Origin of the sequence: Halobacterium salinarum DSM 3754 (genome assembly GCF_008124605.1) — an archaeon.
GTDB lineage: Archaea > Halobacteriota > Halobacteria > Halobacteriales > Halobacteriaceae > Halobacterium > Halobacterium salinarum.
The window spans coordinates 1-26,035 of the sequence record NZ_VRYN01000009.1 but is presented as its reverse complement, the minus strand read 5'-3'; the positions used below and the strand labels follow the sequence as shown (position 1 = coordinate 26,035).

At 62.7% G+C, this 26,035-nt stretch carries 28 protein-coding genes and 2 pseudogenes; 14 read left to right on the top strand and 16 right to left on the bottom strand.

Annotated features, from left to right (window positions below; translation table 11 throughout):
* Positions 1-43 precede the first annotated feature (43 nt).
* Positions 44-763, bottom strand: a complete 720-nt coding sequence (locus APQ99_RS10940; protein WP_010902654.1) for a hypothetical protein — start codon at positions 761-763, stop codon at positions 44-46.
* Complete coding sequence (locus tag APQ99_RS10935; RefSeq protein WP_229373415.1) at positions 760-2,295, bottom strand: protein kinase family protein; 1,536 nt, start codon at positions 2,293-2,295, stop codon at positions 760-762. The genes APQ99_RS10940 and APQ99_RS10935 overlap by 4 nt, the downstream gene beginning before the upstream one ends.
* A gap of 116 nt (positions 2,296-2,411) precedes the next feature.
* Here APQ99_RS10935 and APQ99_RS10930 point away from each other — a divergent pair, with 116 nt between their 5' ends.
* The 3 genes from APQ99_RS10930 (at position 2,412) to APQ99_RS10920 (ending at position 5,046) form a co-directional block, all read left to right on the top strand.
* Positions 2,412-3,428, top strand: a complete 1,017-nt coding sequence (locus tag APQ99_RS10930; protein ID WP_136361278.1) for an LLM class flavin-dependent oxidoreductase — start codon at positions 2,412-2,414, stop codon at positions 3,426-3,428.
* A 77-nt stretch (positions 3,429-3,505) separates the two neighbouring features.
* On the top strand, positions 3,506-4,657 hold the full coding sequence (locus APQ99_RS10925; RefSeq protein ID WP_010902657.1) for a thiolase family protein: 1,152 nt from the start codon (positions 3,506-3,508) through the stop codon (positions 4,655-4,657).
* A complete protein-coding gene (locus tag APQ99_RS10920; protein WP_136361279.1) occupies positions 4,654-5,046 on the top strand; it encodes a Zn-ribbon domain-containing OB-fold protein in 393 nt (130 codons plus the stop codon). Before APQ99_RS10925 ends, APQ99_RS10920 begins: the two co-directional genes overlap by 4 nt.
* 16 nt (positions 5,047-5,062) lie before the next feature.
* On the opposite strand, the gene APQ99_RS10915 is transcribed toward APQ99_RS10920, so the two are convergent.
* Positions 5,063-6,106 (bottom strand): NADH:flavin oxidoreductase/NADH oxidase, encoded by a 1,044-nt coding sequence (locus APQ99_RS10915; RefSeq protein WP_394347179.1) that lies wholly within the window; start codon positions 6,104-6,106, stop codon positions 5,063-5,065.
* Positions 6,107-6,155: 49 nt separating this feature from the next.
* Between APQ99_RS10915 and APQ99_RS10910 the strand changes: the two genes are divergently transcribed.
* The 4 genes from APQ99_RS10910 to APQ99_RS10895 all read left to right on the top strand — a co-directional run bounded on the left by APQ99_RS10910 (position 6,156) and on the right by APQ99_RS10895 (position 8,656).
* The gene (locus APQ99_RS10910) at positions 6,156-6,662 is read left to right on the top strand and encodes a hypothetical protein (protein ID WP_136361280.1); all 507 of its coding nucleotides are present in this window, start codon (positions 6,156-6,158) and stop codon (positions 6,660-6,662) included.
* Positions 6,662-7,675, top strand: a complete 1,014-nt coding sequence (locus APQ99_RS10905) for a tyrosine-type recombinase/integrase (protein ID WP_136361281.1) — start codon at positions 6,662-6,664, stop codon at positions 7,673-7,675. Before APQ99_RS10910 ends, APQ99_RS10905 begins: the two co-directional genes overlap by 1 nt.
* 154 nt (positions 7,676-7,829) lie before the next feature.
* Positions 7,830-8,108 (top strand): hypothetical protein, encoded by a 279-nt coding sequence (locus APQ99_RS10900; protein WP_136361282.1) that lies wholly within the window; start codon positions 7,830-7,832, stop codon positions 8,106-8,108.
* Positions 8,109-8,335: 227 nt separating this feature from the next.
* Positions 8,336-8,656 (top strand): hypothetical protein, encoded by a 321-nt coding sequence (locus tag APQ99_RS10895; protein WP_136361283.1) that lies wholly within the window; start codon positions 8,336-8,338, stop codon positions 8,654-8,656.
* A gap of 877 nt (positions 8,657-9,533) precedes the next feature.
* Here the strand turns inward: APQ99_RS10895 and APQ99_RS12660 are convergent.
* From APQ99_RS12660 to APQ99_RS10885, 3 genes are all read right to left on the bottom strand, one after another.
* Positions 9,534-9,707 (bottom strand): hypothetical protein, encoded by a 174-nt coding sequence (locus APQ99_RS12660; RefSeq protein WP_010902660.1) that lies wholly within the window; start codon positions 9,705-9,707, stop codon positions 9,534-9,536.
* 54 nt (positions 9,708-9,761) lie between these two features.
* Positions 9,762-10,403, bottom strand: a complete 642-nt coding sequence (locus tag APQ99_RS10890; RefSeq protein WP_136361284.1) for a nitroreductase family protein — start codon at positions 10,401-10,403, stop codon at positions 9,762-9,764.
* 139 nt (positions 10,404-10,542) lie between these two features.
* Complete coding sequence (locus APQ99_RS10885) at positions 10,543-11,328, bottom strand: carbon-nitrogen hydrolase family protein (RefSeq protein WP_136361285.1); 786 nt, start codon at positions 11,326-11,328, stop codon at positions 10,543-10,545.
* 95 nt (positions 11,329-11,423) lie between these two features.
* On the opposite strand from APQ99_RS10885, the gene APQ99_RS10880 reads away from it, so the two are divergent.
* A complete protein-coding gene (locus tag APQ99_RS10880; RefSeq protein WP_136361286.1) occupies positions 11,424-12,866 on the top strand; it encodes an aldehyde dehydrogenase family protein in 1,443 nt (480 codons plus the stop codon).
* Positions 12,867-12,878: 12 nt separating this feature from the next.
* Here APQ99_RS10880 and APQ99_RS10875 read toward each other — a convergent pair whose 3' ends face one another.
* Positions 12,879-13,679 (bottom strand): ZIP family metal transporter, encoded by an 801-nt coding sequence (locus APQ99_RS10875; RefSeq protein WP_136361287.1) that lies wholly within the window; start codon positions 13,677-13,679, stop codon positions 12,879-12,881.
* Positions 13,680-13,928: 249 nt separating this feature from the next.
* Between APQ99_RS10875 and APQ99_RS10870 the strand changes: the two genes are divergently transcribed.
* Together APQ99_RS10870 and APQ99_RS10865 are read left to right on the top strand one after the other, a co-directional pair.
* Positions 13,929-16,031, top strand: coding sequence for an acetate--CoA ligase family protein (locus APQ99_RS10870; protein WP_010902665.1), 2,103 nt, complete (start codon positions 13,929-13,931; stop codon positions 16,029-16,031).
* Complete coding sequence (locus APQ99_RS10865; protein ID WP_136361288.1) at positions 16,028-17,092, top strand: phosphotransacetylase family protein; 1,065 nt, start codon at positions 16,028-16,030, stop codon at positions 17,090-17,092. The genes APQ99_RS10870 and APQ99_RS10865 overlap by 4 nt, the downstream gene beginning before the upstream one ends.
* A 12-nt stretch (positions 17,093-17,104) precedes the next feature.
* On the opposite strand, the gene APQ99_RS10860 is transcribed toward APQ99_RS10865, so the two are convergent.
* From APQ99_RS10860 to APQ99_RS10840, 5 genes are all read right to left on the bottom strand, one after another.
* The gene (locus APQ99_RS10860; RefSeq protein ID WP_010902667.1) at positions 17,105-17,503 is read right to left on the bottom strand and encodes a chemotaxis protein CheW; all 399 of its coding nucleotides are present in this window, start codon (positions 17,501-17,503) and stop codon (positions 17,105-17,107) included.
* An 88-nt stretch (positions 17,504-17,591) separates the two neighbouring features.
* Positions 17,592-18,475, bottom strand: a protein-coding gene (locus tag APQ99_RS10855; protein ID WP_136361201.1) for an IS1595 family transposase whose coding sequence is annotated in 2 segments (ribosomal slippage) — positions 17,592-18,013 and positions 18,013-18,475 — 885 coding nt in all. Because the reading frame shifts where the segments join, the coding sequence is not laid out codon by codon here.
* Positions 18,476-18,678: 203 nt separating this feature from the next.
* Positions 18,679-19,083 carry a hypothetical protein gene (locus APQ99_RS10850; protein WP_136361200.1) on the bottom strand — a complete coding sequence of 135 codons (405 nt, stop codon included), beginning with the start codon at positions 19,081-19,083 and terminating at the stop codon, positions 18,679-18,681.
* A 300-nt stretch (positions 19,084-19,383) separates the two neighbouring features.
* Complete coding sequence (locus tag APQ99_RS10845) at positions 19,384-20,658, bottom strand: IS4-like element ISH8B family transposase (protein WP_010890432.1); 1,275 nt, start codon at positions 20,656-20,658, stop codon at positions 19,384-19,386.
* Between the two features lie 301 nt (positions 20,659-20,959).
* Positions 20,960-21,283, bottom strand: coding sequence for a winged helix-turn-helix domain-containing protein (locus APQ99_RS10840; protein ID WP_136361199.1), 324 nt, complete (start codon positions 21,281-21,283; stop codon positions 20,960-20,962).
* 306 nt (positions 21,284-21,589) lie between these two features.
* Between APQ99_RS10840 and APQ99_RS10835 the strand changes: the two genes are divergently transcribed.
* Complete coding sequence (locus APQ99_RS10835) at positions 21,590-21,883, top strand: hypothetical protein (protein ID WP_136361198.1); 294 nt, start codon at positions 21,590-21,592, stop codon at positions 21,881-21,883.
* A 19-nt stretch (positions 21,884-21,902) separates the two neighbouring features.
* Here the strand turns inward: APQ99_RS10835 and APQ99_RS10830 are convergent, their stop codons facing one another.
* On the bottom strand, positions 21,903-23,012 hold the full coding sequence (locus tag APQ99_RS10830; protein WP_136361197.1) for a tyrosine-type recombinase/integrase: 1,110 nt from the start codon (positions 23,010-23,012) through the stop codon (positions 21,903-21,905).
* Between the two features lie 37 nt (positions 23,013-23,049).
* On the opposite strand from APQ99_RS10830, the gene APQ99_RS12655 reads away from it, so the two are divergent.
* A complete protein-coding gene (locus tag APQ99_RS12655) occupies positions 23,050-23,268 on the top strand; it encodes a hypothetical protein (protein WP_168731178.1) in 219 nt (72 codons plus the stop codon).
* A 349-nt stretch (positions 23,269-23,617) separates the two neighbouring features.
* Here the strand turns inward: APQ99_RS12655 and APQ99_RS12870 are convergent.
* A pseudogene (locus APQ99_RS12870) lies at positions 23,618-23,854 on the bottom strand (transposase); the annotation flags it as partial.
* 868 nt (positions 23,855-24,722) lie between these two features.
* Here APQ99_RS12870 and APQ99_RS10815 point away from each other — a divergent pair.
* Entirely contained in the window at positions 24,723-25,016 is a 294-nt protein-coding gene (locus APQ99_RS10815; protein ID WP_136361195.1) for a hypothetical protein, read from the top strand.
* Between the two features lie 83 nt (positions 25,017-25,099).
* Here the strand turns inward: APQ99_RS10815 and APQ99_RS10810 are convergent, their stop codons facing one another.
* Positions 25,100-25,483 (bottom strand): hypothetical protein, encoded by a 384-nt coding sequence (locus APQ99_RS10810; RefSeq protein ID WP_136361194.1) that lies wholly within the window; start codon positions 25,481-25,483, stop codon positions 25,100-25,102.
* Between the two features lie 3 nt (positions 25,484-25,486).
* A complete protein-coding gene (locus tag APQ99_RS10805; protein ID WP_209000314.1) occupies positions 25,487-25,678 on the bottom strand; it encodes a hypothetical protein in 192 nt (63 codons plus the stop codon).
* 65 nt (positions 25,679-25,743) lie between these two features.
* Here APQ99_RS10805 and APQ99_RS10800 point away from each other — a divergent pair.
* Positions 25,744-26,035, top strand: a pseudogene (locus APQ99_RS10800) (ISH3 family transposase); the annotation flags it as partial.

Below are 26,035 nucleotides of genomic sequence, written 5' to 3'. Positions count from 1 at the left end.
GGCCTAAAGTGTGTGTCGGTGTCTCGGCGCTCCTCCCGGGGGATTACGTCACACCGGCGACAGACTGCTGGAGGCGGATCGTCGGCGGCACCACGAACCCGGCGAGCAACACCACGAAGACGTACCGGGCGCTGTCGGCGGCCACCCCCGGCAGCCCCAACGCCAACACGTCGACCACCGCAACCCCCGTTGCCGCCACCAACACGAACACCAGATGCCGGCGCAGCGTGTCCACCGCCGTGCCGTGCGCCAGCCCCTCCAGTCGCTCGCTGAACACCACCCCGTAGGCGGCGAACGCGATGGCCACGCACCCACGCAGGATGCCCGTTGTCGCGCCACCGCCGACGAACACCACGGCCACCCACTCCACCGCGATCACAACCACGAACCCGAACTCGATGGCCCGCAGCGTCGGCAGCGACACCGCCCGCTCCCCGGGTCCCGGAGCCAGCGCGCTCGCGTAATACACCTCCCGCAGCGAAAACGACACGAACACGATCCCGAACAGCAACGCCAGATCGCGGCACGCCACCACGATCCGGCCGCCGACCCCGACCACCTCGGCCACCCCGCAGCCGCCGAACAGGGCCAGTGCGATCCCGACGTAGGTCAGATACCCCCAGAAATCGCGGTGCGCTTCGAGGCGATCAAGGGCGTAGTTCCGGGCCGCGTAGTAGGTGAACGCCACGCCCGCGACCACAACCAACCCGTTCCCCGTGAACGCCACCGCGTCCAGGACGCGACCGGGCGCGGCGGCCGTCATGCCGGCCACGCCCCGGGGAGGTCGGCCACGCACTCGTCGAAGGCCGCCTGGAAATCGAGCACCGTCTCGAAGCGCGCCTGCTTGCTGGTCGCCAGCGACCGCTCGAAGAGGCTGTCGACGCGTTCGGGCAGCGCCGGGTTCTGCTGGGCGGCCGGCACCACCCCGTCGCCGCCGCGCGGCGAGACACCGGTCACCAGGAAGTACGCCAGCGCCCCCAGTCCGAAGACGTCCGTGGACTGATCGAAGCGCCCGTACGACGCCGGGTCGTGGTGTTCGGGGGCCGCGAACCCCGCAGGGATCGGGGGGCTGTGGTGGCCGCTCGCTGCGTGCGCGAACCCCCAGTCGGCCACCACGGGGGCGTCCCACGCGCCGACCGACGTCTCCACGAACCGCACCGCACCCGGATGCAGGCCGCCGTGAACGACGCCCCGAGCGTGCGCGTAGCTCACCGCCCGCGTCACCCGGTCGACCACCCACTGTGCCTCGCTCAGCGTCGCCGGCGGCCCCCGGCGGGCCAGCGTCTCCGCGCCGTCGTATCGCGTGGCGATCCACGTGTCGCCGGTCCCCAGCACGCGCTCGATGTGGGGGTATTCGTCGACGGCGGCCCACCGCTTGAGCGCGCGCTGGAACGCCTCCACCACCCGGCTGTCGGTCCCGTTCGCCGTGGCTGCGTTGAGCCGGCGCAGCGTCACCAGCCCGTGCTCCAGGGTGTCGTCGGTGATGGTCGCCCGGAAGTCGGTCGTCAACACGGTCTCCCGCAGCTCCAGGCCGGGCGTGAGATCCGCCTGTGAGACCCCCACCGAAGGGGCATCCGGGACCTCTGCAGGCGGGTGACCGGGGGCCGCACTCTCGTCACCGCGGTCGGCGGCATCAACGGCCACCGGAGCATCCGCCCCGAACGACACCGATACCGGATCCGGCGGCCCGTCCTCGCTGTCGTCGGTGGTCACCACCGTGAGGTCGTCGGGCAGCAACGCCGCGTACTCGGCGGTGGTGCGAACGAGCATCGGATAGCCGGCGTCCTCGGCGCGCGCCGCGATCTCCGCCGCCACCTCCGCGACGGCGTCCTCGGCGTACCGCGCCAACAACGGGTCGGCATCGTGGGTCAGCGACGCGAGCGTCGACAACCCCGCGGTCGCGCGCTCGGGGTAGCGCTTGGTCACGCCGGCGACCGCCACCGCGCCGTTCTGGCGCACCAGCTCGTCGTCGGCGTCCGTGAGCGCCACGAGCTCCGAGAACTTCATCGAGAGGGCGTCGGGCTGGCGCTCGGCGAGCTCCGCGATCACCCAGGTCACCCCGCGTCGAACCCACACGTCCTCGTCGTCGGCGCGCGCCACGATCGCTTCGAGATGGGCGCGAACCGCCGTCGGCTCCGTTCCGGCCGCCTCAACCAGCCGCCAGGCGGCCCCCGAGCGCTCGTCGGCGTCCGCGCTGTGCAATCGCTCGGCGAGCTCGGCAACGTCGTCGGTGTCGACTGCCCCCCGGTGGTGTGCGACCGCACCCGGATCGACGTCGTGGCGCTGTGGCGACATCGGTTCTGTCGACCGTACCCTCGTGTGCATTGCACGTCAACGTTTGGCTTTCAGCCGGTGTCGCCGATCCCTGCTGGTAGGCGAATTGTTTTCTCGCGGAGCGCCCGAGCACTGGCATGGACCTCTCCGTTGTCGACTTGTCTCCGGTCCCGGACGGCGGCACTGCCGCCGACGCCTACGCCAACACCGTCGCGGCGGCCCAACAGGCCGACGATCTCGGCTACAAACGCTTCTGGGTCGCCGAACACCACGGCATGGAGACGCTTGCCGGCACCACCCCGGAAGTCCTGCTGGGGCACCTAGCCGCCGAAACCGACCGAATCCGCCTGGGATCGGGGGCGGTGCTGGTGAACCACTACAGCCCGCTGAAGGTGGCCGAACAGTTCGGCGCGCTCGACGGGCTCGCACCCGGCCGCGTCGACGCCGGCCTGGGACGGGCCAACGGCTCGCCCGCGGTCGACCGCGCGCTCGAAACCGACCGCCACTCCTCGGATCCGGACGGCGACCACACGGACGCAGTCAAAGCGGTCCTCGGCCACCTCCACGACGACTTCCCCGAGGACCACGCGTACAGCGGGATCGCGGTCCCCGGTGGCGACGACGAGCCGCCACAGCCGTGGCTCCTGGGATCCAGTCCGTCCAGTGCTGCCATCGCCGGCGAACTCGGGCTGCGGTACTGTTTCGCGGCGTTCATCCGCCCACAGTTCGCGACCCGCGCGTTCGACGTCTACCGGGAGTCGTTCACCGCGTCCACGCTGCCCGGTGGCGTCGACGAACCAACCGGCATGGTCGCGGTGAACGCCGTCTGTGCGGACACCGATGCGGCCGCGGCGCGACGGCGGGCGTCCGCCGAGGCGTCCTACCAGCGCATGAAACGCGGCACGGTCGGCACCACCCCGGGCGTCGAGGAAGCCATCGACGAACTCGGGGGCGTGCCCGATCCCACCCCCGAGACGCTTCCCGAAGGGGACTGGCCGCGCGCGATTTCGGGCAGCCCGGAGACGCTGGCTGGGCTGTTCGAACAGCTGGCGGACCGCGTCGGCGTCGAGGAGGTCATGGTCCAGCAGATCGTCCCGGACCACGACGCGGCGCTGCGCTCCCACGAGCTGCTTGCCGACGCCGTCGGACTCTGACCACCCGGGTTCGGGCGGACCGACGACCGCGGGCGTCGGTGCAAAAGTAAATAGTCGGGGTGGCCGACAGTCAACCCATGGACCGCGTAGCAATCATCGGCGCGTCGATGACCGCGTTCGGCGACCGGGACGCGTGGCTGCTGGCGCTCCTCGCGGAGGCCGGCGACGCCGCGCTCACCGACGCCGGCGTGGACGGCGACGACGTCGACCACCTCTACGTCTCGAACATGGCGAGCGGCGAGTTCGAGGGACAGACCGGTGTGCCGAACGCGCTGGCCCACGATCTCGCCGCGATGCCGGCGTACACGGCTCGCATCGACCAGACCAGTTCCTCCGGCGGTGCCGGCATCTACGCCGCCTGGCAGTCCGTGGCGTCGGGCGCGAGCGACCTGACGCTGCTGGTCGGCGGCGAGAAGATGACCCACCGAACGACCGGCGAGGCCACGGACGTCATCGCGAGTCTTACCCACCCCGTGGAGTACAAGCACGGCGTCACGCTCCCGAGCTTCGCGGGGCTGACCGCCCGGAAATACCTCGCCCAGTACGACGCGCCACGCGAGAGCCTCGGCAAAGTCGCGGTCAAGAACCACCGCAACGGCCTCGACAACCCCCACGCGCAGTTCCGCAAGGAAGTCGACTTAGAGACGGTCCTGGACTCCCCCATGGTCGCGGACCCGCTGCGGCTGTACGACTTCTGCCCCATCACGGACGGCAGCGCCGCGCTGGTGCTGTGCCCGGAATCCGTCGCCGCGGAGTACACCGACGACTACGTCGTGATCTCGGGGGTTGCGGGTGCGACCGACACCCACGTCGTCCACGAGCGCGACGACCCCACGACGATGCGCGGGGTCGTCGAGTCCGCGGAGCAGGCCTACGAGATGGCGGGTCGTGGCCCCGACGACATCGACGTGGCCGAACTCCACGACATGTTCACCATCCTGGAGTTCCTGCAGAGCGAGGATCTCGGGTTCTTCGAGAAGGGCGCGGGCTGGAAAGCCGTCCGGGACGGCGTCACCGACCGCGACGGCGACCTCCCGATCAACACCTCGGGCGGCCTCAAGTCGAAAGGCCACCCGCTGGGCGCCAGCGGCGTCGCACAGGCGTACGAACTCTACCAGCAGTTGCTCGGAACCGCGGGCGACCGGCAGGTCGACGCCGAGGTCGGCCTGGCGTGCAACGTCGGCGGGTTCGGCAACTGCGTGACCACCACCATCCTCGAACAGCCATGAGCGACGACCACGACAGCACCGAGCCAGGCCTCGACGCGCACCGCTGCGAGAACGGCCACCTGAGCTACCCCGGACACGCGCGGTGTCCGGACTGTGGTGCCCCACAGACCGAGACCGTCGATCTCGCCGAGCGCACCGGCGAGGTCGTGACGTGGACCACGTCGACGGCGACGCCGCCGGGCGTGCGCGAGCCGAACCACCTCGCCATCGTCGAGTTCGAGGTGGACGGCGAGGCGGTGCGCGCGCTCGGCCAGCTCACGACGGCCGACGGCATCGAAATCGGGGCCGCGGTCGACCCCGTCTACTGCGCTGAACTCCGGGCGCCCGGCGCGGGCATCCGCGAGCCCGAGAGCCAGCGCTGGGACGGCTACCGCTTCGAGCCGGCGTGACGTCCCCGGGCGCGTATCACTGGAACCCGCGGCGGTACTGCGGGGGCACGTCGGCGGCGTCCTCGCGGCCGAGTTCGCGGGCGGCGTGCAGGGGGAAGTACGGATCGCGGAGGAACTCCCGACCCACGATCGCGAGGTCGGCGCGGTCGTTGCGCACGATGGCGTCGGCCTGCTCGGCGCTCTGGATGCCGCCCACGGTGCCGACGGCGACGTCGCGCTCGGTGTCGGCGTTGATGCGCTCGGCGAACTGCAGCTGGTAGTTGGGCCCGCCGGACTGGATGTCCTGGTCGGGGTGGATGCCGGCGGTGGAGACGTCGATCAGGTCCGCGCCCAGCGCGTGCAGGTCGTCAGCGAGCTGGACGGACTCCTCGACGGTCCAGGAGTCGCGGTCGTCGATCCAGTCGGTCGCGGAGATGCGCACGAACACGGGCTTGTCGTCGGGCCACTCCTCGCGGACCGCCGACGTGACTTCGCGGGCCAGCCGCGTGCGGTTCTCGAAGCTGCCGCCGTACTCGTCGTCGCGGTGGTTCGACACCGGCGACAGGAACTGGTGGATGAGGTAGCCGTGGGCGGCGTGGATCTCCGCGACCTCGAAGCCGGCCTCGTTGGCGCGCCGCGCGGCGTCGCGGAACGCCTCCACGACGTCTTCTATGTCCGCCGTGGAGAGCTTCCGGGTGTCGCGCTCGTCGTCCTCGTAGGGGTAGGGATCGGCGCTCGGTGCGACCGGATCCCAGCCACCCTCGTCGAGCGGGACGGGGCCGCTGTCGTCACCCCAGATGCGCGCGGTACCGGCCTTTCGGCCGGCGTGGGCGAGCTGGATGGCGGGCGTCGCGCCCTGGTCGCTGATGAACTCGGCGACGGGTGCCAGCGCCTCGCCGTGCTCGTCGCTCCAGATGCCGAGGTCCTCGGGGGAGATGCGGCCGCGCTCCTCGACGGCGGTGGCTTCGGTCATCACGACGCCGGCGCCGCCGACCGCCCGCGACCCCAGGTGGACGCGGTGCCAGTCGGTCGCGAGGCCGTCGCGGTCCTCACAGGAGTACTGGCACAACTCGCCTATTATGTATTAACAGCGTAAACACTAAGGAGCCACCGTGAGACGTTTCGGGTAGATGGCAGAGAAAACCACCGTCGCCTTTCGGATTGATGAGTCGGTCAAAGAGGAATGGGAAGACGCCGCCGAAGGCCCGGAGTACGACAGTCTTAGCCACTTGATACGGCTTTCTGTCCAACGGGAGATAACAGACACAGAGGCGGCCCCACGCACCGCACAGGCCGACACAGGAACAGTAGAAGATAGTGAGGTACTGGATTCTCTCACTCGGCTGGAAAGGACAGTCGAAGACATACAGGACGAAGTGAAAGCGGTCAGTCGGGAAAAAGAGTCTGAGGAATTGTTTAGTCTGGAACAGGTGCTACTTGAAGTATTACCAACTGCGCCCGAAACATACGCCCCCGGACCTCAGGAACCTAAACCGGAGAGTGTTGGACAAAAACCTCGGGAAGTTGCGGCCCGTATCGGTGCCGATACCAGCGACGTTTCCGAAACTCTCGAAAGGTTATCGAACAGAACCGGGCAGGTTCGTTCCTCAAACGCGTACTATTGGAGGGTTGAATAATGGACAGCAAAGCGGTTATTTCGGAATTTCACAACCGTCAGACTACAAAAAAAGCGGAGGGAACCGCTAACAGGTACACTCAGGACGTAAGAGACTGGACAGAGTGGTTAGAGAATCCCGGAGCTAAAGATTACGACCCTAACAGCCGTGACAGGGGCGCTAAGACACTTTGGGACGCTACTACCCACGACGTTAGAACGTACCTCCGACAAATGCTAAACAACGGGGGATATGCTGGCGGAACAGTCTCGATGCGAGAATCTTCTATATCAATGTTCTATCAGGAAGCCTCTCGTATGGCTGAAGACCCTTCTATGAGTATCCCTGAAACAGAGAACCCCGCCGAAGACCTTGACTTATCAGGATGGACGGCGCTAAAGAACGGAACTAAGAAAGAGCAAAATCTGAAGGAGGGCGTTCAATACCTTGAACCGGACGAAATAGACAGTTTAGCCGATAACGTACCAAACCCCCGGCTACGTAATGAGCTAATTGTCCGGCTACTCTACCATACGGGATTACGCCGCACAGAACTAACAGAAACCCGCTTAGAAGACATTGACACAGACGAACGGGCAATCAAAGTCCGGGCAAACAAAACCCACCAGAACCGTACTGTCTACTACCAGTCCGAACTTGACACTCTCCTAAATCGGTGGCTCAATGTCAACCGTAAATCTCTGGCAACAGCTGGAAGCGATTACCTCTTTCCGACCACTCACTCAGAACAGATTGACCCTAACCGTATCACCCGACTCGTCAAAGAAGCCGCAGAACGGGCAGGATTACAGTCTACTGTTCACACAGACGCCGCAGGTAACGTCCGGGGAAAAGTGACGGCACACGTTCTAAGGCACAGTTTCGCCGTCCAAAGTATCAAAAATGGAATGGATACCCGCCGATTACAGAAACTAATGGGCCACTCGAAGATTGAAACCACAGAACGGTATCTTCAATTCGCCAATAATGACCTTCGGGAAGCCGCCCGGAGATACGGCCCCGGTTCTGAGTAGTTCCCTTCCCTCACTCCGGGGGTAAACACCACGAGATACCCCTTCCACGTACTTCTTGGGACGGGCGGCATTACGCACCGCAAGTGCCGCCAAAGACTTAATGTCGATACTTTAAGACCTTAGAACTAAGTAGAAGCCCGCTAAAAGATTCTCTGTGTCTGAAAGCACAATCGGAATACCCGACGCCGTCGCCACAGAATCACTCTCCTACGCAGATACCGATATGACCCTTCGGGAGATAGCTACCGACCTACAGGAAGCGCACAGGGAACTTGACGAATACCGCAGTAGTTCGTTAGTCTTGGCACAGAACCTCAAAGAGCTACGTCTGAAAGCCGAAGATAACGGAAATATATCACTCGCTAATACCACTAAGGAATTAGAAGACTCTGCTATGGCTGTCTTCGAGCGTACCACAGACGCCACTCAGTAACGTCTTGTGAGGATGGATTTTGAGAGGATGGTTGGGTCATGGACAGTGAAAGAGTTTCCACAGATGCAAACAGTCTGTCTCATACACCTCAGAAGCTATCACACATCGACCTTCCCCACCCACCTCCACGTTCCGGGACTCTACGCACTGCCCGTCCGGGCTTTCGCCACCACACAGCAACATATCGCCCACAAAACTATTTACACCGTCTCTGAGTATGATGATTCATGCCAGAGATGGGCAAACGGTATGAGGGTTCTGTTGATGATTTTAGCAATGCGGGAAATCCAATTATCAAACCGGGTATGGGTGCGAAAAGAACAGTCGTAATGGACCGCGATAATCGCGAGATTGAAATCGGAGATAGGATTTCATTCACTATCGAAGAAGAAAATTATGACCACTACAAGGCGGAACTTCTCGGCCACCGTAGCGTTACGTCTGGCTATGATACTCCGCCAAACATACCGATTCACCATGACGGGCAGTCTGTAGGTTCCACCAGAAGTGAATCTGATGCATCAAAATCAGTAGAAGACCGCAAATAAGCGTCAATTCGCAATCTGACTGTCAACCCTGTTTTCTCTCTCCCTTCCCTCTCCCTGTAGTCCCTTTCCTTTCCTCTCGTCTCAAAGACGCGCGCTGTCAAACTCTACTCTCCTATCCTATCCCTGTAGTCCCTTTCCTTTCCTCTCACTCTTTTCGAGTAGTTGGTCCTACGCAACGCACAGACCAACACAGTATAATGACCGTAGTGGTGAACACAGCAACGCAGAGGTTCACATCGGGTTAAACACACAGCCGGGTTCGGCGAGTTTCGGTGCATGGAGTCGGCGGTTGTTTCTCTCTCCCTCTATGCCTCTAAACTCTTTAGAAGTATTCTAACCGTTTCTAAGGCAGTTTCCATACTCCCGGTTTCACTATTTCTCAACAGTCTGAAAAATCGGCGGATTAGGCGACAAACCCGTTTTCTCTCAGAACGCCGTGAAGTGGCTTAGAATCGATTTCAGTACCAAGACGATGTTACCCCCTCAGAAAGAAAATAAACGGCACAGAGACAATTCTGACGCCCTTCATTGTGAATTGTGGGTAAATCTAAGCTCTAAACTGAAAATTTCACGCACCGACTTACTTATTCTGTGCGTATGTGGAGTAGGTCAATGTTCCAACCGGCCCCGTCGCACACTCACGTTTACGCTGTATATACTCATTAGATGTGTTCTGGCACATCGGCGACATGGCGAACCGGTTGCGGATCGTCGTGTCTCGGAGCTCCAGTGGCGAAAAACTGTCTGCCATACACCACGGTACCCGCCCGTGGCGTTTAGCGGTGGTGAAGCACTCGGTGCTTGCCGCCTTCCGCCGGTTCGCGGCGGAACTTGCTGGTTACGGTGTGGCGGTCACACACCGCGACGCGGCCGGCTGTTAGGCGTCCGACTCGTGGTCTTCGTCGGCGACCTGTACCTCGGCCTCGACCTCGATGTCGAGTCCCGGCGCGGTCAGCGCCGCCTCGAAGGTCTCCTCGTCGCCGGCTTCGACCTCCAGTTCGGTGGAATCTACGTCGACTTCGACCTCCGCATCCACGTACGTGTCTGGCATACACACGGGAACGGACCCAGCAACTGTAAGCGGCGTGGTTACTGTGCCGACACGTTACATCGACTCGCGGTGCAGGACTTCGTCGACGCTGCGCCGCGGGAGGCGGTCGGGTTCCTCGCCGCCGCTGGGACCCACCGCGATCAGCACCACGGGCACCGTGTCGGCGGGCAGCCCGGCGAACTCGGCGGCGGCCTCGAAGTCGAACCCGGACATCGGCGTGGCGGTGAGTCCGCGGGCGTGCGCCGACAGCAGGAGGTTCTGGGCGGCGAGGCTGGCGTTCCGGACGGCGTAGTCGCGGCCGGCCTGGTCGCTCTCGTAGCTGGCGACCGTCTGGGACTTGAGCTCGGCGCCGGTGTCGGCGTCGAAGCGCCCGGCGTCGACCCACTCCTCGAAGACGCGGTCGGCGGTCTTCGGATCGGTGTGGCCGGCGACCAGGATCGCCGTGCCGGCGTCCACGATGTGCTGTTGGTCGTAGGCGATCTCGGCGAGCTCGGCGAGGCGGTCGTCGTCCTGAACGGCGACGAACTCCCAGGGCTGGAGGTTGTACGACGACGGCGCGAGCGTCGCGTCCCGGATGAGCTCGGTGAGCGTGTCGTCGTCGATGTCGGCGTCCGGGTCGAAGTTGTGTCCGGAGCGCCGCGTTCGGAGGCCATCGATGAGCGCGTCAGCGTCGGTTGTGCGGTCGGCGTCAGCCATTACCACCCGGTACGGCGCCAGCACTTAGTTAGGTGGCGGCGACGGAGAGTCCCGCCGGTTGGCGTGTGTCGCCGTGAAACGGCGGATACCTGGTGGGTGGGCCGTCGGCAGGTGACGCGTGTCTCACCCGGCGAGCGGGTCAGGCCTCACCCGGGAGAACGGGAATGAACGCGCGCTGTTCGGCGAGCACGTCGGGGTCGAGGGTGGCGGTGAGCGTCCGCTGGCCGCGGTTCAGCGCCTGACAGACCACGCCGTCGGGCCGGACCACCGCCGACCGGCCGGCGTACTCGACGACGGGCGCGTCGGGGATCGTGCGCCGGCCGGTGCGCCCGCAGCCGACGACCCACCGGACGCCGTCGAGGGCGCGGGCGCGAAGCAGCAGCCGCCAGTTCTCGCTGTAGGTGCCCGGCCACGCCCCCACGACGAACAGCGCGTCGACGCGCTCCCGTGTGAACGCCGCGCTGACGGCCACGAAGTTCAGGTCGTAACACGTGACCAGCCCCGTGCGGCCGACGGGCGTGTCAACGATCACGGGCTCGGTGCCCGGCGTGAGGGCGTCCTGCTCGCCCGCCCAGAGGTGGCGTTTGCGGTAGTGCGTGCGCTCCCCACCAGGGGTGACGTAGACGACCGTGTTGTGGTAGGCGTCGCTGTCGGGTGCGTCCTCGACGTATCCCGCGAGGACCGCCACGTCGTGCTCGGCGGCGGCGGCCGCGAGCCGGTCGAGGATGGCCCCGTCTCGGTCGAGGGCGGCGGCGTAGACGCGGTCGTCGGCGACGAAGCCGGTGAGCGCGTACTCGGGGAACACTGCCACGTCGACGCCGCCGGAGTCGAGCGCGGCGAGTCGCTCGCCGATGGTTGCGAGGTTCGCGGCCGGATCGAGGTCCGCGACGGCGATCTGGCAGGCGGCGACTGTGGGGGCTGACATCCCCGGAGCGACGGCCGCCCGCCACATCAACGCTGTGGAGAATCTTTCTTCGGTATTGAGTAAACTCTTTACCCGTCGGCGGACAAGGGTGTGGTATGGAACAAAACGCGATTCAGCGGCGCGAACGCCCGTTCGTCGCCGGCGAGTGGGTCTCCGACGGTGAGCCACTGCCCGTCTCGGACCTCGCGGACGGCGGCACGTTCGCGTCGGTCGCCGCCGCGGACACCAGCGACGCGGAGCGCGCCCTCAGCGCGGCCACTGGCGTGCACGCGGACCTGCGGGAGACCACCGTTCCCGAGCGCGTCGAGTGGTTGGAGTCGATCGCCGACGGCATCCGGCGCCGCGAAGACGAGCTCGCGGAGGTCATCGTCCGGGAAGCCGGGAAGCCGATCTCCAGCGCGCGCGGCGAGGTCCAGAGCGCCGCCGAGCGCTTCGACCGCGCTGTGGGCGAGCTCCGCCACCTCACCGGGGAGTACCGCACCGGCACGACCGCCGGCCACGAGGACTGGCAGGCCATCGTGAAACACGAACCAATGGGGACCGTGCTGTGCATCACGCCGTACAACTACCCCCTCTCCACGATGGCGCTGCAGGTCGCCCCGGCGATCGCCGCCGGCAACGCCGTCATCGTGAAGCCAGCCAGCAAGACCCCGATCAGCGGCGCGATCCTCGCGGACATCGCGGCCGACGCCGGCCTCCCCGACGGCGCGTACAACTTCGTCCCCGGCGAGTCGAGTGTCATCGGTGACCCGCTGGCCTCGGACGCCCGCGTCGACGCCATCGCGATGACCGGCTCCTCGGGGGCCGGCGAACACGTCGCGCGCCAATCCGGGATCACCCGCCTTCACATGGAACTGGGCGGGAACGCGCCCGCAATCGTCTTCAAGGACGCTGACCTCGATGCGGCCGCCGACGCCGCCACCGCCGGGTCGCTCAAATACGCCGGCCAGCGGTGCTCGGCTGTCTCCCGGGTGCTCGCCCACGAATCCGTCCACGACGAGCTGGTGTCGCGCATCGACGACGCGATGGCCGAGTGGTCGATCGGCGACCTCTTCGATGCGGACACCACCCTCGGGCCGCTCGTCAGCGCCGACCAGGCCGACTGGGTGGCCGAACTCGTCGACGACGCCGTCGACCGCGGCGCGACAGTCGTCCGTGGCGGCGAACGGCACGTCGAGGACGGCGTCCACTACTACGAGCCGACGCTGCTGGCCGACGTTCCCCGTGACGCGCGCATCGTCGACGAGGAGCAGTTCGGACCGGTGTGCGCGGTCACCACGGTCACCGACGAGGACGACGCCGTTCGGACCGCCAACGGGTCGGAGTTGGCGCTCGACGCCGCCGTGTTCACGGCCGACCACGACCGCGCGATGCGCGTCGCCGAGCGCGTGAACGCGGGTGCGGTCCGCATCAACGGCGCGCCGAGCCACGGCCTCGGCGACGTGCCCTTCGGCGGGAACGACGCCTCCGGCATCGGCCGCGAGGGGCTGGACTCCACCATCCACGAGTTCGTGCGCGAGAAGTCCATCATCCTCTGAGCCGCCGCCCGCTCAGGTGACGAACAACATCGGCACCATGCCGGCCACGCCGACGGCAATCCCGGCGGCGAGCTCTCGGCGTCCGTTGTGTGGGAGCGCACGCCCGACCTCGCGTGCCTCCGGGATGAACTCACTGAGCACGAGAAACACCATCGCGCCGCCCGCAAACCCGTAGCCGAACGGGAGCGCGGCGCGCGCGATCTGCACGAAGACGTACGCGATCCCGGCACCGATCGGTTGGGGGATGCTGGTGAACACGGCGACCCCGACCAGCGTCCAGCGGCGCGCGCCGTGCTCGTGCAGCGGGATCGACACCGCAAGCCCCTCCGGCACGTTGTGGATCGAGATGGCGATGGTCATGAACACCGCGAGGATCGGGATCGAGAACCCGAGCACCGACAGCCCGCCGTCGATCCCCATGTCCGCGAACGAGACGCCAACAGCGACGCCCTCGGGGAACGAGTGGACGGTGAGCACGCCCGCGATGAGCGCGAGTTTCTTCACGTCCGCGGCGGCGATGTCCCGTGGCTCGAACTCGTGGTCGTCGATGACGTGTTCGGCGACCACCACCAGCGCGACGCCCGCGAGCGCGCCGGCCGCGATCTCAGTGGGGCCGCCGTAGTTGAGCGCTTCGCGGAACAGCCCGAACCCCGACGCCGAGACCATGATTCCGGAGGCCAACCCCCACAGTCCGACCCGCCACCGGTCGTCGATGTCGTCGACGAAGAAGAACGGCAGCGCGCCCAATCCGGTAGCCAGGTCCGTGAGGAGGCCGGCAAAGACCACGAACAACAGCTCCCCTGACGGGATCATGTCTCAGCCATACGTTCGTAGTGTGAAGTCTTTTTCGAAGCGAAAACAATTTTTGGGATGCCTAAACTATCTGTGGCGATAGTGTAACGATCCGGCTGCACCGCCGATTGCACGTCGTCGCCGTCCGGGACCCCACCGCCTCACCCGTATGGCGCGCCAGGATCCCTCACGAATCTTCGTGTGTGAGAGGCGTTCTCCCGGAGACACCGGGTCTGCAAGTTTAAGCCGTCCCCAGCCATCGGTCCACACGTGACGACCCAAGAAGACGCAGGTGGACTGTTCACCCCGGATCGAGTCGCCGTCGTCGGTGCGACTGACCGCGACGGGGCGATCGGTCGCGCCATCATCGACAACCTCAGTGATTTCGACAACGACGTCATCGCAGTCAACCCCGGCCGCGACGACGTGCTCGGGTACCCATGCTACCCCGACCTCGGCGACGCACCGCCGGTCGACCTCGCTGTCGTCGTCGTGCCGCCACAGATCGTCGTCGACGCCGTCCGCGACGCCGGCCAGGCGGGCGTCGAGAACGTCGTCGTGATCACCGCCGGGTTCAGCGAAACCGGCGGCGACGGCGCGGACCGCGAGCGCGACCTCGTGGCCGTCGCCGACGACTACGACATCAACCTCGTCGGCCCCAACAGCCTCGGGCTGCTGTCGACGCCGACCGGGCTCAACGCCACGTTCGGCCCGTCGAACGCCCTCCCCGGGAACCTCTCGTTCATGAGCCAATCCGGCGCGTTCATCACCGCCGTCCTCGACTGGGCCAACGACCAGGGCATCGGCTTCAAAGACATCGCCAGCCTCGGCAACAAAGCCGTGCTCAGCGAGACGGACTTCATGCAGGCGTGGGCCGACGACCCCGACACGAACGTCATCCTGGGCTACCTCGAAGGCGTCGACGACGGCCGCGAGTTCATTGACGACGCGCGTGAAGTCACGCAGGACACGCCAGCGGTCGTCGTCAAATCCGGCCGCACGGAAGCCGGCGCACAGGCCGCCTCCTCGCACACCGGCACCATCGCCGGCAGCGAGGCCGCCTACGAAGCCGGGTTCAAGCAGGCCGGCGTCGTCCGCGCGGAAAACGTCCAGGAGCTGTTCGACTTCGCGCGCGCACTCGACGGCCTCCCGATGCCCGACTCCGAGGACGTCGCCGTCATCACGAACGCCGGCGGTCCCGGCGTCATGGCGACCGACGCCGTCGGTGACTCCCGGCTGTCGATGGCGTCCTTCGAGGACGACACCATCGACGCCCTCCAGGGGTCGATGCCCGACGAAGCGAACGTCTACAACCCCGTCGACGTCATCGGGGACGCCGAAATCGACCGCTTCCGCACGGCCATCGACACCGTGCTCGCCGACGAGCACGTCGGCTGTGCGCTCGTCCTCTCGGCACCGACCGCGGTCATCGACTACACCGAACTGAGCGGCGTCATCACCGCGCTGCAGGAAAAACATAACAAGCCAGTGGTCACGTGTCTGATGGGTGGTGAACGCACCGAGCAAGCGACCGACGTACTCGGGGACGCCGGCATCCCCAACTACTTCGACCCCGCCCGGGCGATCGGCAGCCTGGACGCGCTCGCGGTCCAACGCGAGGTCGAATCCCGGGACTACCAGGCCCCCACGGCCTTCGACGTGGACCGCGACGCCGCCCGCGACATCCTCGAAGACGCCGCCGACCGCGGCGCAACCCGGCTCGGCGTCGAAGCCATGGACCTGCTCGACGCCTACGGCATCCCGACACCGACCGGCGACGTCGTCGACAGCCCGGACGCCGCGCGCCGCGTCGCCCGCGACATCGAGGGGGACGTCGTGATGAAGATCGTCAGCCCGGACATCCTCCACAAATCCGACATCGGCGGCGTGAAAGTCGGCGTCGAAACCGACGCCGTCGCGGACGCCTACGAGGACCTCATCACGCGAGCCACCAACTACCAGCCCGACGCAACCATCCTCGGCATCCAAGTCCAGGAGATGGTCGACGTCGACGCCGGCACCGAAACCATCCTCGGGATGAATCGCGACCCACAGTTCGGGCCGCTGCTGTTGTTCGGGCTGGGCGGGATCTTCGTGGAGATCCTCGAAGACACCAGCGTCCGCGTCGCCCCCGTCTCCGAGCGCGAAGCCGGTGACATGATCGACGACCTCGACTCCGCGCCGCTGCTGCGCGGTGCCCGCGGCCGCGACCCCGCCGACGAGGCCGCCATCACGGAGGCCATCCAGCGGCTCAGCCAGCTCGTCACCGACTTCCCCGCGATCCTCGAACTGGACGTCAACCCGCTGCTGGCAACCGGTGACAGCGCAACGGCGCTCGACGTGCAACTCACCATCGACCCTGACGAACTATGACAGACACCCTACTCGTAACATCGACGAACGCAGGCACCGGCAAAACGGCGGTCTCGCTCGCGCTCGCACGGCTCGCCGGCGACCGCGACCGGACCGTCGGATACATGAAACCGAAAGGCACCCGCCTCCAGAGCAACGTCGGGAAAACCCTCGACGCCGACCCGCTGTTGGCGCGCGACCTCTTGGACCTCGACGCGGAGATCCACGACCTCGAACCGGTCGTGTACTCGCCGACGTTCATCCAGGGAGCCGTCCGCGGCCGCGAAGACAGCGCGAACCTCGCGGACCGCGTTCAGGACGCCTACGACGAACTCGCCACGGACCGCGACGTGATGCTCGTCGAGGGCGCTGGCACACCGACGACCGGCGGCATCGTGGACCTCACCGACGGCGACATCGCGGCACTGCTCGATGCCCGCGCGATCGTGGTCGCGGACTACACCGGCCCCAGCGACGTCGACGACGTACTCGCCGCCGCGGACGCGCTCGGCGACCGCTGTGCGGGCGTCGTGTTCAACGCCGTCGCGGACGCCGTCTACGACGACGTCGAAAGCGAAGTCACGCCGTTCCTCGAAAGCCAGGGGATCCCCGTGCTCGGCGTGTTGCCCGTCGAGCGCGACCTCGCGGGGGTCACCGTCGACGACCTCGCGTCCGAGTTGGGCGCGACGGTGCTCACCGAGGACACCGCCACCACCGACGCCATCGTCGAGCGCTTCCTCGTGGGCGCGATGAGCAGCGAATCCGCGCTCAGTCACTTCCGCAGAACGAAGGACGCAGCCGTCATCACGGGCGGCGACCGCGCGGACATCCAAACGGCGGCCCTGGACGCGCCGGGCGTGCAGTGTCTCGTGCTCACCGGCGGCCACCGCCCCTCGGGTGCGGTACTCGGTAAGGCAACGGACGCAGGCGTGCCCGTGCTCTCAGTGGACGCGGACACGCTGACGACGCTCGAACGCGCCGAGGAGCTGGTCAGAGACGGACGCGTCCGCGACGAACACACCGTCGACGTGATGCAGCGACTCCTCCACGACCACGCCGACACCGATCGGCTACTCGACTAACCACCGCTCCGACTACACGAGGGCGTCGGGTTCGACCCAGACGACGAACCGGTCGTCGCGGCGGATGATTCCCCGCGTCGTCTCCGACGCCGCCGACTCATCCAGGGCCGCCTCACCGACCGCCTCCACTTCGTGGACGTCGTCAACCAGCAGCCCGGTGGCGTCGTGATCCGACAGCACGACGATGCGGGTTCCGTCGGCCGCGCCGTCTTCGCCGAGTTTCACGCGCGGATCGACCACCGTTGTTGTTTCACCACGCAAGTCGACTACGCCGATCACGTGCTGCTCGGAGTTCGGAATCGGGGTCACGTCCTCGCCGGCGTCGACGATCTCATCGACGTGTGCGATGTCGATGCAGTACCGACCTGCTCCCAGGGAGAACTCAAGCACGTCCGTCTCGTCATCGGACATAGGTCTGCATCAGCGGCCGGTCGGATTAAGCGTTTGGTTCAGTCAGCCCCGACACTCTTTTTTCTGGCGGGGCCGTTTTCCATCTCGCTCATCCCGATACATTGTAACATAGGAGTTTCTCGAACCAATCTTCGGGTGAGTTGAGCTTCAGTGCAAGGAAGTTGAGATACTTCTGAAGATGATGCTTCGAGACACCCCTGAACTTCGCCAGCCACTGGCGAAGGAAACTGTGGCGGTTCTCGCAGGTGTTTGTGTGGGCATCGCCGATGACATAGGTGTCGGAGTGGGTGACGGCCAGATGGCCGTCCACCCCCTCCTTGTTCTCGATCCCATCGTAAATCGAGTAATCGTCAGTACAGAGGATGACGCTGCCGTCGCCATACTCAGCGATGTCTTCGTCGGTACCTTGGAGATTCTTGCAGACGAGAAACCGAACTCGTCCGTCGGAGCGACGGACGAGTGTCAGCACTGGCGGTTTGTCTGATTCGAATCGTCCTCGTCCCTTTTTTTGAGTCCGCGCTCGCGCGGACTCTCATCTTCGTCTTCGATCCCCTTCTCGCCGGCTGTCACGTAGACTTCGTCAGCTTCACAGACCTCGTACAGTTCAAATTCATCGATCTCCCCACTCACGTCTTGGACTTTGTGGACAAAGTTGAGAACAGCTTCGTAGTCTCGGCCAAGGTCACGAGCGATCTGAGCGGTCGGCTCAGATCGCATCTCCTTGATGATGTAGAACATCTCTTCGAGTTCGAAGCGATGCTGACCGAAAATCGTGTTCGTGAGGTCGTTGAAATACGTCTCACACTCCTTGCACCAGTGCTGTTGGGCGTCTTTACCGGTCGTCCCTCGCTTCACAACGTTGTCGCTCTCGCAATGGACACACGTCACCGTCTCGCCGAAGCGGGCGAGACGGAGACGTTCAAAACATCGCTCACGTGATGGTAGGAAGACTTGAGCGGACTCCTCATCCATCGTTGACTGGTCATTGATCCGCCATCCAAATTGATGTTACGACTTGTCGAGATGAGCGAAGAGGAATATCAACGTATCTCCGGGTGAATCGACACGACACCTCGTTCACAGAAATCGTGGTTTCGCGTGTACATACCAGAAATCGCCTGCCATGACGCGCAACCACGTGGAGATACCTAATATCTCCTGTGACGACGAATTATCTATGAAGAGAAGTCGGTTAAGCGTGTACTCTCCCTTGCTTCAGAAACACCTTCTAATTCAATAACCTGCTCCTCTTCGGTCCGGTTGACAAGAACCTCTGTCTGTTCACCGGCTCCCTCTCTTCGCAGGTCTACTAATGCCTCAACGCTTTTCTTGAGTTCGTCCAATCTGTCTTCCATACCAATCGTTGACAACACAGCTCGGTCTAGAGCATCGAGTTCGTCCTCCTTCTTTTCTAGCTGTTCTTCAGGCTCTACCACCCCCTCCTCTACTAATTCTTCTTCCCGGTCCATTAGGTCTTGAAGCGCATCTAAAATACGCTGTTTTTCCTCTTTAGAGAGCTGCTTTGGGTCGGGTATTGGTATCTGAGCGGCTTCATACTTCACCATCTGAAGCCGAGTCATTCCCTGACCTCCTGCATGCCTACCTTCTATTTCACGGGTTAACCAAACTACTCGTGAGTTCAGGATCCCGCACAATAGCCTATCGTCAACATAGTCGTGTGGGTTGATATTGTGGAATTGGCGGTCTGTTATACCTTCAGATTCGTTCCACACGATCCGACTCTGTCGCCAGAAGAATAGAGGGATTGGAAGAGGTGGCTGATAATGTCCTAGATCATCGATATAGAACCAGATGTCTCGTTTCTTGCACTTGGCTGAATCTAAGTGGTGATCGTTATCCTCGCCCCCATTCGTCTTTAGTTAAGACTCACACCTCGGTTGTGTAGCGGTAGCGAGCGTCTCTTGTAAGATCGGTCGTTGCTTGTGGATCTTCTGTGCGTCCTCGATCAGCCGCTCCAACAGCGGCGGTGGCGAATAACCGAGGTGCTCACCGAGTTCGTGGAGGATGAGCTGGGCGTGCGACCGGAAGGTCGCCGCCCAGCGTTCCGGTGGAAACACGAGCTCATCATCCGCCTGCTCGGTGACCAGATCCAACAGATCACGGCTCACAAGCAGTGACAGCAACGCTGCGTACAGCAAGATCTTCACCACGTGCTCGTTGCTCGTGTCGAACTCGTCCAGGTCGTACTGCGTCTTCAACTCACGGAACAGCAACTCCACTTCCCACCGACACCGGTAGATCTGCGCTAAATCCGCCGGAAAGAACTCCTCTCGCGACAGATTTGTCACGTATAGATGGTAGTCGTCGGCGTCCTCGTCGCGGACGCCGACGACGCGGAACCGCTTCGTATCCAGCGACCGCGTCCCGTTGTACGGCCCGCGCTTGAACTCGACTTCGACTTCCACATCGATGTACGTCCGGTCGAGATCGTCGAGCACATCACGGAGTTGCTTGCCCTCCAAGGGAATGGCGCGGCCGCGCCATTCCCGTAATTCATCCGTAATCACCGGATTCGCGTTCTGTTTCAGCCGGCTCACGAAGGAGCCGCCGTTCTCGTCGATCCGCGCAAACCGTCGGTACTTGAAGTACGCGAGGTCGAACAATACGAGGCGGTTCTCAAGCCACGACCCTGTCTTGAACAGCGTGCTGTCGTGTGCTTTCTCGTCGGTAACGTCGATCCGTTCAATCGTCTGTTCAGTGGCATTGTGGAGCAGGTGGAGCTTCGCTCCAGCCTGCTCCTCGTGGCGGGCTTCGAACTGATCAGCGAGAAACTCGTGTAACCGCAACACCGTTCCATCAGCGATCATTACATCACTGAATCGGTCGATGTCAACGTCAACAGTGTCGGGAACAGCGACCTCGTCGAGACCGTGCTCGACGAGGTCGCGGAAGTACTCCGCGAGCGTCGGCGTCAACCGCTGATAGAACCCACCCGGTGAGATCGGCTCGTCAGCTGTGGAGTTGTAGCTGCGTCGAAACCCTGCGAGTGTTCGGCGTTCGCCTGCGGCGAAGCCGAACACGAATGCCCAGACGAAGACGGGAATCTGGAGCTTGCGGTCGCGTTCGACCACGCCGAGTTCCTCGGCGTGCTCTTCGAGGAACTCGGAGGGAAACAGTGTAGTGAGCCGACGCATAATCCGTGATGAGGAGGTTTCGTTGTGCACACTCGACACCTCCTCATTCCTTCGTAGCCTCGATAAGCCGCCACTGTCACGCGGTTCGTCTCCTAACTAAAGACGGATGGCCGAGCCCCTAAACCGGGGGAAGTTCGCTTGGTCTTCAGGTTCCATCGGATACGAGACTGGTTTGTTCATCAAGGGTTTAGCTCTGGTGCAGAGAGAACCATGGATTGCGGAGCCCGTTTTCTAACCCTCAAATGTCCTGCAGCCGGCGTTTCCACATTATTCCCTCAAAAACCGCGGAAACGTCTATGAGTCACTCCTCGTCGACGACGTCGAGGAGGTCCCAGTGGAGCTGGGCGATATCTTCTGCGACGTCGCTGTCGCGATTGATTTGGTACATGGGGCTGCCGCTGACCGTTCGGGTCTGTTCGACGACGCCGAGGTCTTCGAGGTCGTCGATGTGGTCGTAGACGGTCGTGCGGTGCAGCCCAGCAAGGTCAGCGATATCGGTGACATTCACGTCGACGTCGCTCTCGCTGAGCAGTGCTGCGATGATTTTCGTTTTCGCCGATTCTCCGAAGAGCTTTGTTAGTGCGTGTCCTTCAGCGTAGGTTTCGTTTTTTGTTTCGAGTTCCATTTTGTATCCCCGTCACGATTTTCCCCTACCCGGGTCGAGACGGGGCAGACCAGTCGTCGCAGAGCCTACCAGTCAGTCTAACCGCGATTCTCCCACCAAGCTGCGTTTCGTCAGCTAGGCGGTCGTGTCCAGTGTTGTTCCGGGGGTGTGCCGGGTGGCATACTCGTTAGTACTAGGTAGAATCTTATAACTGTGTTGGTTAGCAACTAAGTTAACTAGTTATCAGACTCTGATAGAGTCATTCAAATTCTCTTGTGTGTAGTTTTGGACGACACTCTTTTTGTTGGGGGTGATAAAGGCTACCTAATGAGTGGCGAGGGAGTGTCTGACCTCGAAGTGAAAATCGTCTACAAGATGGCGTCAAACCGGGCTACAGGCGCGCACAATCGCACAATCGAGCATATCGCGAGCAACTGGGGGTTCGCCAGCCACAACGAGGGCCGAGTCAAACAACTCCTCGAAGAGATGGCTACCGACCCCGAAGCCCCCGTTGAAAAGTACGGAGGACAACGAAACGCAGTCCGCCTCACGGACATGGAGGACGCAAAGGCGTTCATCAAGGAGAACGGCGGCGAACTCCCGTGGGGCCTTCGAGATTAGACCACTCCCTCAACCCAACTTACTCGCTCTTGTAACGGACCTTCTCGATATCTGCTGCTAAGTCCTCTGGGTGCCGATCTCGATAGGAGGCGTGGGTTGTCTCGATGGACTTGTGTCGAAGGACCTCCTGTGCGCTTTCGGCGGCGACCTCGCCGTAGAGTTCGTCACCAAGCCCACGCCGGCCGCCGTGGGGCTTCAAATAGTCCCCGTCAATATCGACGTCTCCCTGCTCGCAAAGCCGCTGTAAGAGCGTTCTTGCGCCCTCTGTCGTCAACGCGGGCGGCGCAACCTCGTACTCGCGCAACACCTCGCCGATATCGCAGTCTTCCAGGACCTCCTCGATTTCCGCGTCCTCGTATCCACGGTCGGCCAGTTCGTCGCGAACGGCCCGGTATTTCGAGGCTGCGTCTCCGGTCGGGATGACGGGCCACTCGTCGGGGGCGTCGATGAGTCGCCGGTAGCGCGCCAGCTTCTCGGTGGTTACCCCCGGGAGCGACACCGATTCTTGGTCGCCGGACTTCCCGAGGACAGTCATCACGCCCGCCTCGAGGTCGACATCCTCCCATCGGAGGCCGTTGCGGCGGTCGTCGCGACTGACGCTACAGACCTCCGCTCCGCGGACGCCGGTATCAGCGAGGATGTAGACAAGGGAGCGGTCCCGGAACGCGCGTGCGGCGTCGTTGCTGTCGTTCTCAAGTGCAGCATGGGCGCGTTCGTCGACGTAGGTGAGCAACTGTTCGCGGGCGTCCGCATTCCAGAATTGTTGCTCGACGTCGTTGCTCTTCGACGGGAGGACTTCTTCGGCGGTGGTCGTCGCGAGCGGGTTCTGGTCGATTTCGCCGCTGCGTTGCCACCAGCCAAACGTGGCGCGGGCGAGCGCGAAATACGTCCGGATAGAGTTCGGGGCGAGCTCGTCTTCTTTCACGAGGTGGATAACCCAATCTCGGGCGTCCTGTTCGTCAACGTCCTCGACGGCATCGACGTCGTTGTTTTCGGCGAGGAACTGGAACAGGTTGTTGACGGCGACCCTCGTGATTTGCTGGGTTTGTGGGCTTTCGAGGCTGACCATGCGGTCGTCGAGGAGGGTTTCGAGGTCGCGAACCCCAGGGGTAGCGTTGTTGTTAGACATCTAAATCACGCTTCCACGCGTTGAAACACTCCGCATCGTGGAGTACGAAGGATTTGTAGCGGACGCCTCGGCCACCGCCAGCGCCGAATCTGATGGTGGTGTGGAGATGGTAGTTGCTGGTATCGAGGTCCTCGTCGCAGCCAGCGCAGGCGACGACTTCGCTGTTGTTTACGACGGCGCGTTTAGCGATTGGGCCAGCATCGACGTTTTGGTGGGATATAGACGCTCGCTGTGGGAGGTCCATGGTTCGTGCTGACCGGAGGGCGGCCACCCTCTTAGTTCTGGTTTGTTTTACGCATCTAAACCAAACCAACTCTGTCGGAGCGAAATCACGACTCTCGCGCCCTGAAACACCTACTATGGCTGAATAAGCACAATTTTAAACTATATACTGCTATATCAAATTGTCGGGTGTGGAAGTTGAGACTACAGGGGGTTTAGCGAGGCTGTGATGCGCAGTCTCGGACGAATCAGTGACTATTCGGCTTCGAATCTCCTCTCAATCGTCTCTTCCTATCGCACTCCCAACTAAATCGGTGGATTTTCGAAATTCCTGACAGCGTTGCCACTCAGAAATCCGCACTGGCCCCGGACAGAGTACCTCCTTATCCGATTCCGGTCTCCTTCTTCAGCAGCGTGAGCGTATTGTCGGCCGTCACAATCGGCGCGCGTTCGTACTCACCAGTCAACTCGACTTGGACGAGTAAATTGACTGCTCGCCAAATCGAGTACAACAGACACGCAAACGCGAAGTAGAAGGATCGGAGCCCGAAATCCGTCGACGTCGTCACAGCCATGAACCGCTTGATCAACCGATAGCCACTCCCAATTTCCCATCGATACTGCCTTGGTGAACGCAAGACGGCATCGGGATAAGCCCAATTGTCTACAGACTTACAGCGTCAAAGACGAGTTTTTGAGCTCAGAAAATGCAGTCACCGCCACTCACCGAGGCTGCTGAAAGGGCAAAACTATCGGATCTAAGAGGTGGTGACTGAAAGGATGTGTCGCCGACGGATGGGGTGGATGACAGGTAATATGGCGACAGTGGTCTCACTTCTGACGCCGAACTGGCGACACACTCGAGTAGTATCTACTGGGATATTGTAGGTTTTCGGACCACTACAAGTGTTTCCACGCACTCGCCAGTATCGGACATCAATCCGGGTGACAAAGCGGGTGTCGCCGGGGGATCCCCGAATGGGGTGGGGGCGACAGGCGATGCAGACGTCACGGGTATGTCATCCGTTAGCGTCCCTCCAGCGACACGATACACTGCACGGTCACTATATGTGGGTGTTATGGTAACGTCAAACTACGCCACACCCACGCCTCAAAAGCGTCCACCGCCGACTCTCCACACTCGCGTATGGGATCGTGGTTTCCGCGAACTCGTGATGACCGCCGTAGTCTACAACCTTGAACAAGCACTCAAATAGTGATCCTCACGCAATCATCGGATTCAACAGAGCAGACGTATCAGAAGCCGTCACTCCTTGAGGCCGAGTTTCGCCGCGAAACTGCTGAAACTCGGTAATCGTTCTGTCAGCTCTGCCGAGGATATCCCGCCACAGTGACATCGGATCGGGATCGAATATTTATGAACTGCGCCAGACTACCATATGCATTGAGAAGAGCGGTCTCAACTTCTGCAGGCGGTGCCTCGATCACAGGGGAAGAACCATCCATCCCGCTTTTCTTGCGGTGATCATGAGTCAGGCTGACGACGATGAAGCCGATGATGCAGACGAACCTGTCGAAGTGAATGCACTACACAAGATATTCGGCTTCGTAGCGACCTACTACATCATCTCCGGGACAGTCGTTCTATTCATACTGCTTCACGAAATCAAGCTTGCCAAACCAATTCTTGAGGCGATGGGCCCCTTCCATCTTGTCGGTCAGGTAATCATGGCGATCTTTGCTCTGTTAGCGAACACTCTTGCTATGGGTGTCCTCACCCTCAACATGGACCAGATTGCGCCGTTCTTCGAGAGATCCTAACCAGCCCACAGTGCATCAGCGACGGACAATTTACCCTATAGAAATTACCATAGGATGAGCAATAGAGAATCCTATAGGCTATCCTATAGCCGTTGGCTGGCGTGTTCTTCGACCGCACTACGGGTGGCATCGAGTTTATCCGGTGCCGCAGTCTCGAAGCCGAGCCGGAGCGCTAGACGGAGGACCTCGCTCCGATCTGGATCACTCTCGTCCTCGATGCCCAGTGCGTCACGCAGCTGCTCGCCGGTCTCAACCAGATCGTCGTCGCGGTCTTCGAGCGCGCTGAGGAGTGCGGCCATCGGGCCGTCCCACACGCTCACCGTCTTCTGCTTCTCACCGGCGTCAATAGCCTCCAGTTCTGCGAGGATTGCTTCCTGAAGGGCGTGCTGTTCCTGCTCGGCGCTCGCCTCATCGAGGCGGTCGCCAGTGCTGGTCTGCTCGCGTAGTTGTTCGAGATCTTCGTCCATGGTTTAGTCCTCCACGCGTTCAAGGAGCGCGGCAGCGTCGGCGAGGTATGCCTCACGAGCGCGCTGTGCAGTCGTGCTCGGGTCCTCCAGCTCGAAGGCAGTCATGCCCTGCTGGGTGGCGTTGCGGATGTCCTGTGAGTACGGGATGTACTCGGGGGCGATGGCGTCGGGGTACTCCTCATGGAACGCTTCCAAGTACTCGGTGGCAAGTTTCAGTACATCACAAAGCCGCTTAGTTAGAACGTCTGCTTGCTGAAGGTGTGTCTACGACCCAGCAAGCAGACAGTGAGATTCACGAGGACCAGCTTCTTAACTTTCTCGTCAACACCCTTGAGGAGGAAGTTCCGCTTTCCTTAGCCAATAACGCTGAAATCACTACTGAGGGCATCTATGAGGTCCTCGTCGGCGCTTGCGCCGACGGGACCTCTGTCTCTACGCTCTGTGCGTCGAGTCAGAACGGCCCCGCTGCCAACACGATCCTCTACCATCTCCGGACGAAGTTCGAGCCCAAACGGCTCGAACGAGTCGCTAACACGCTTCTTCGACGAGATA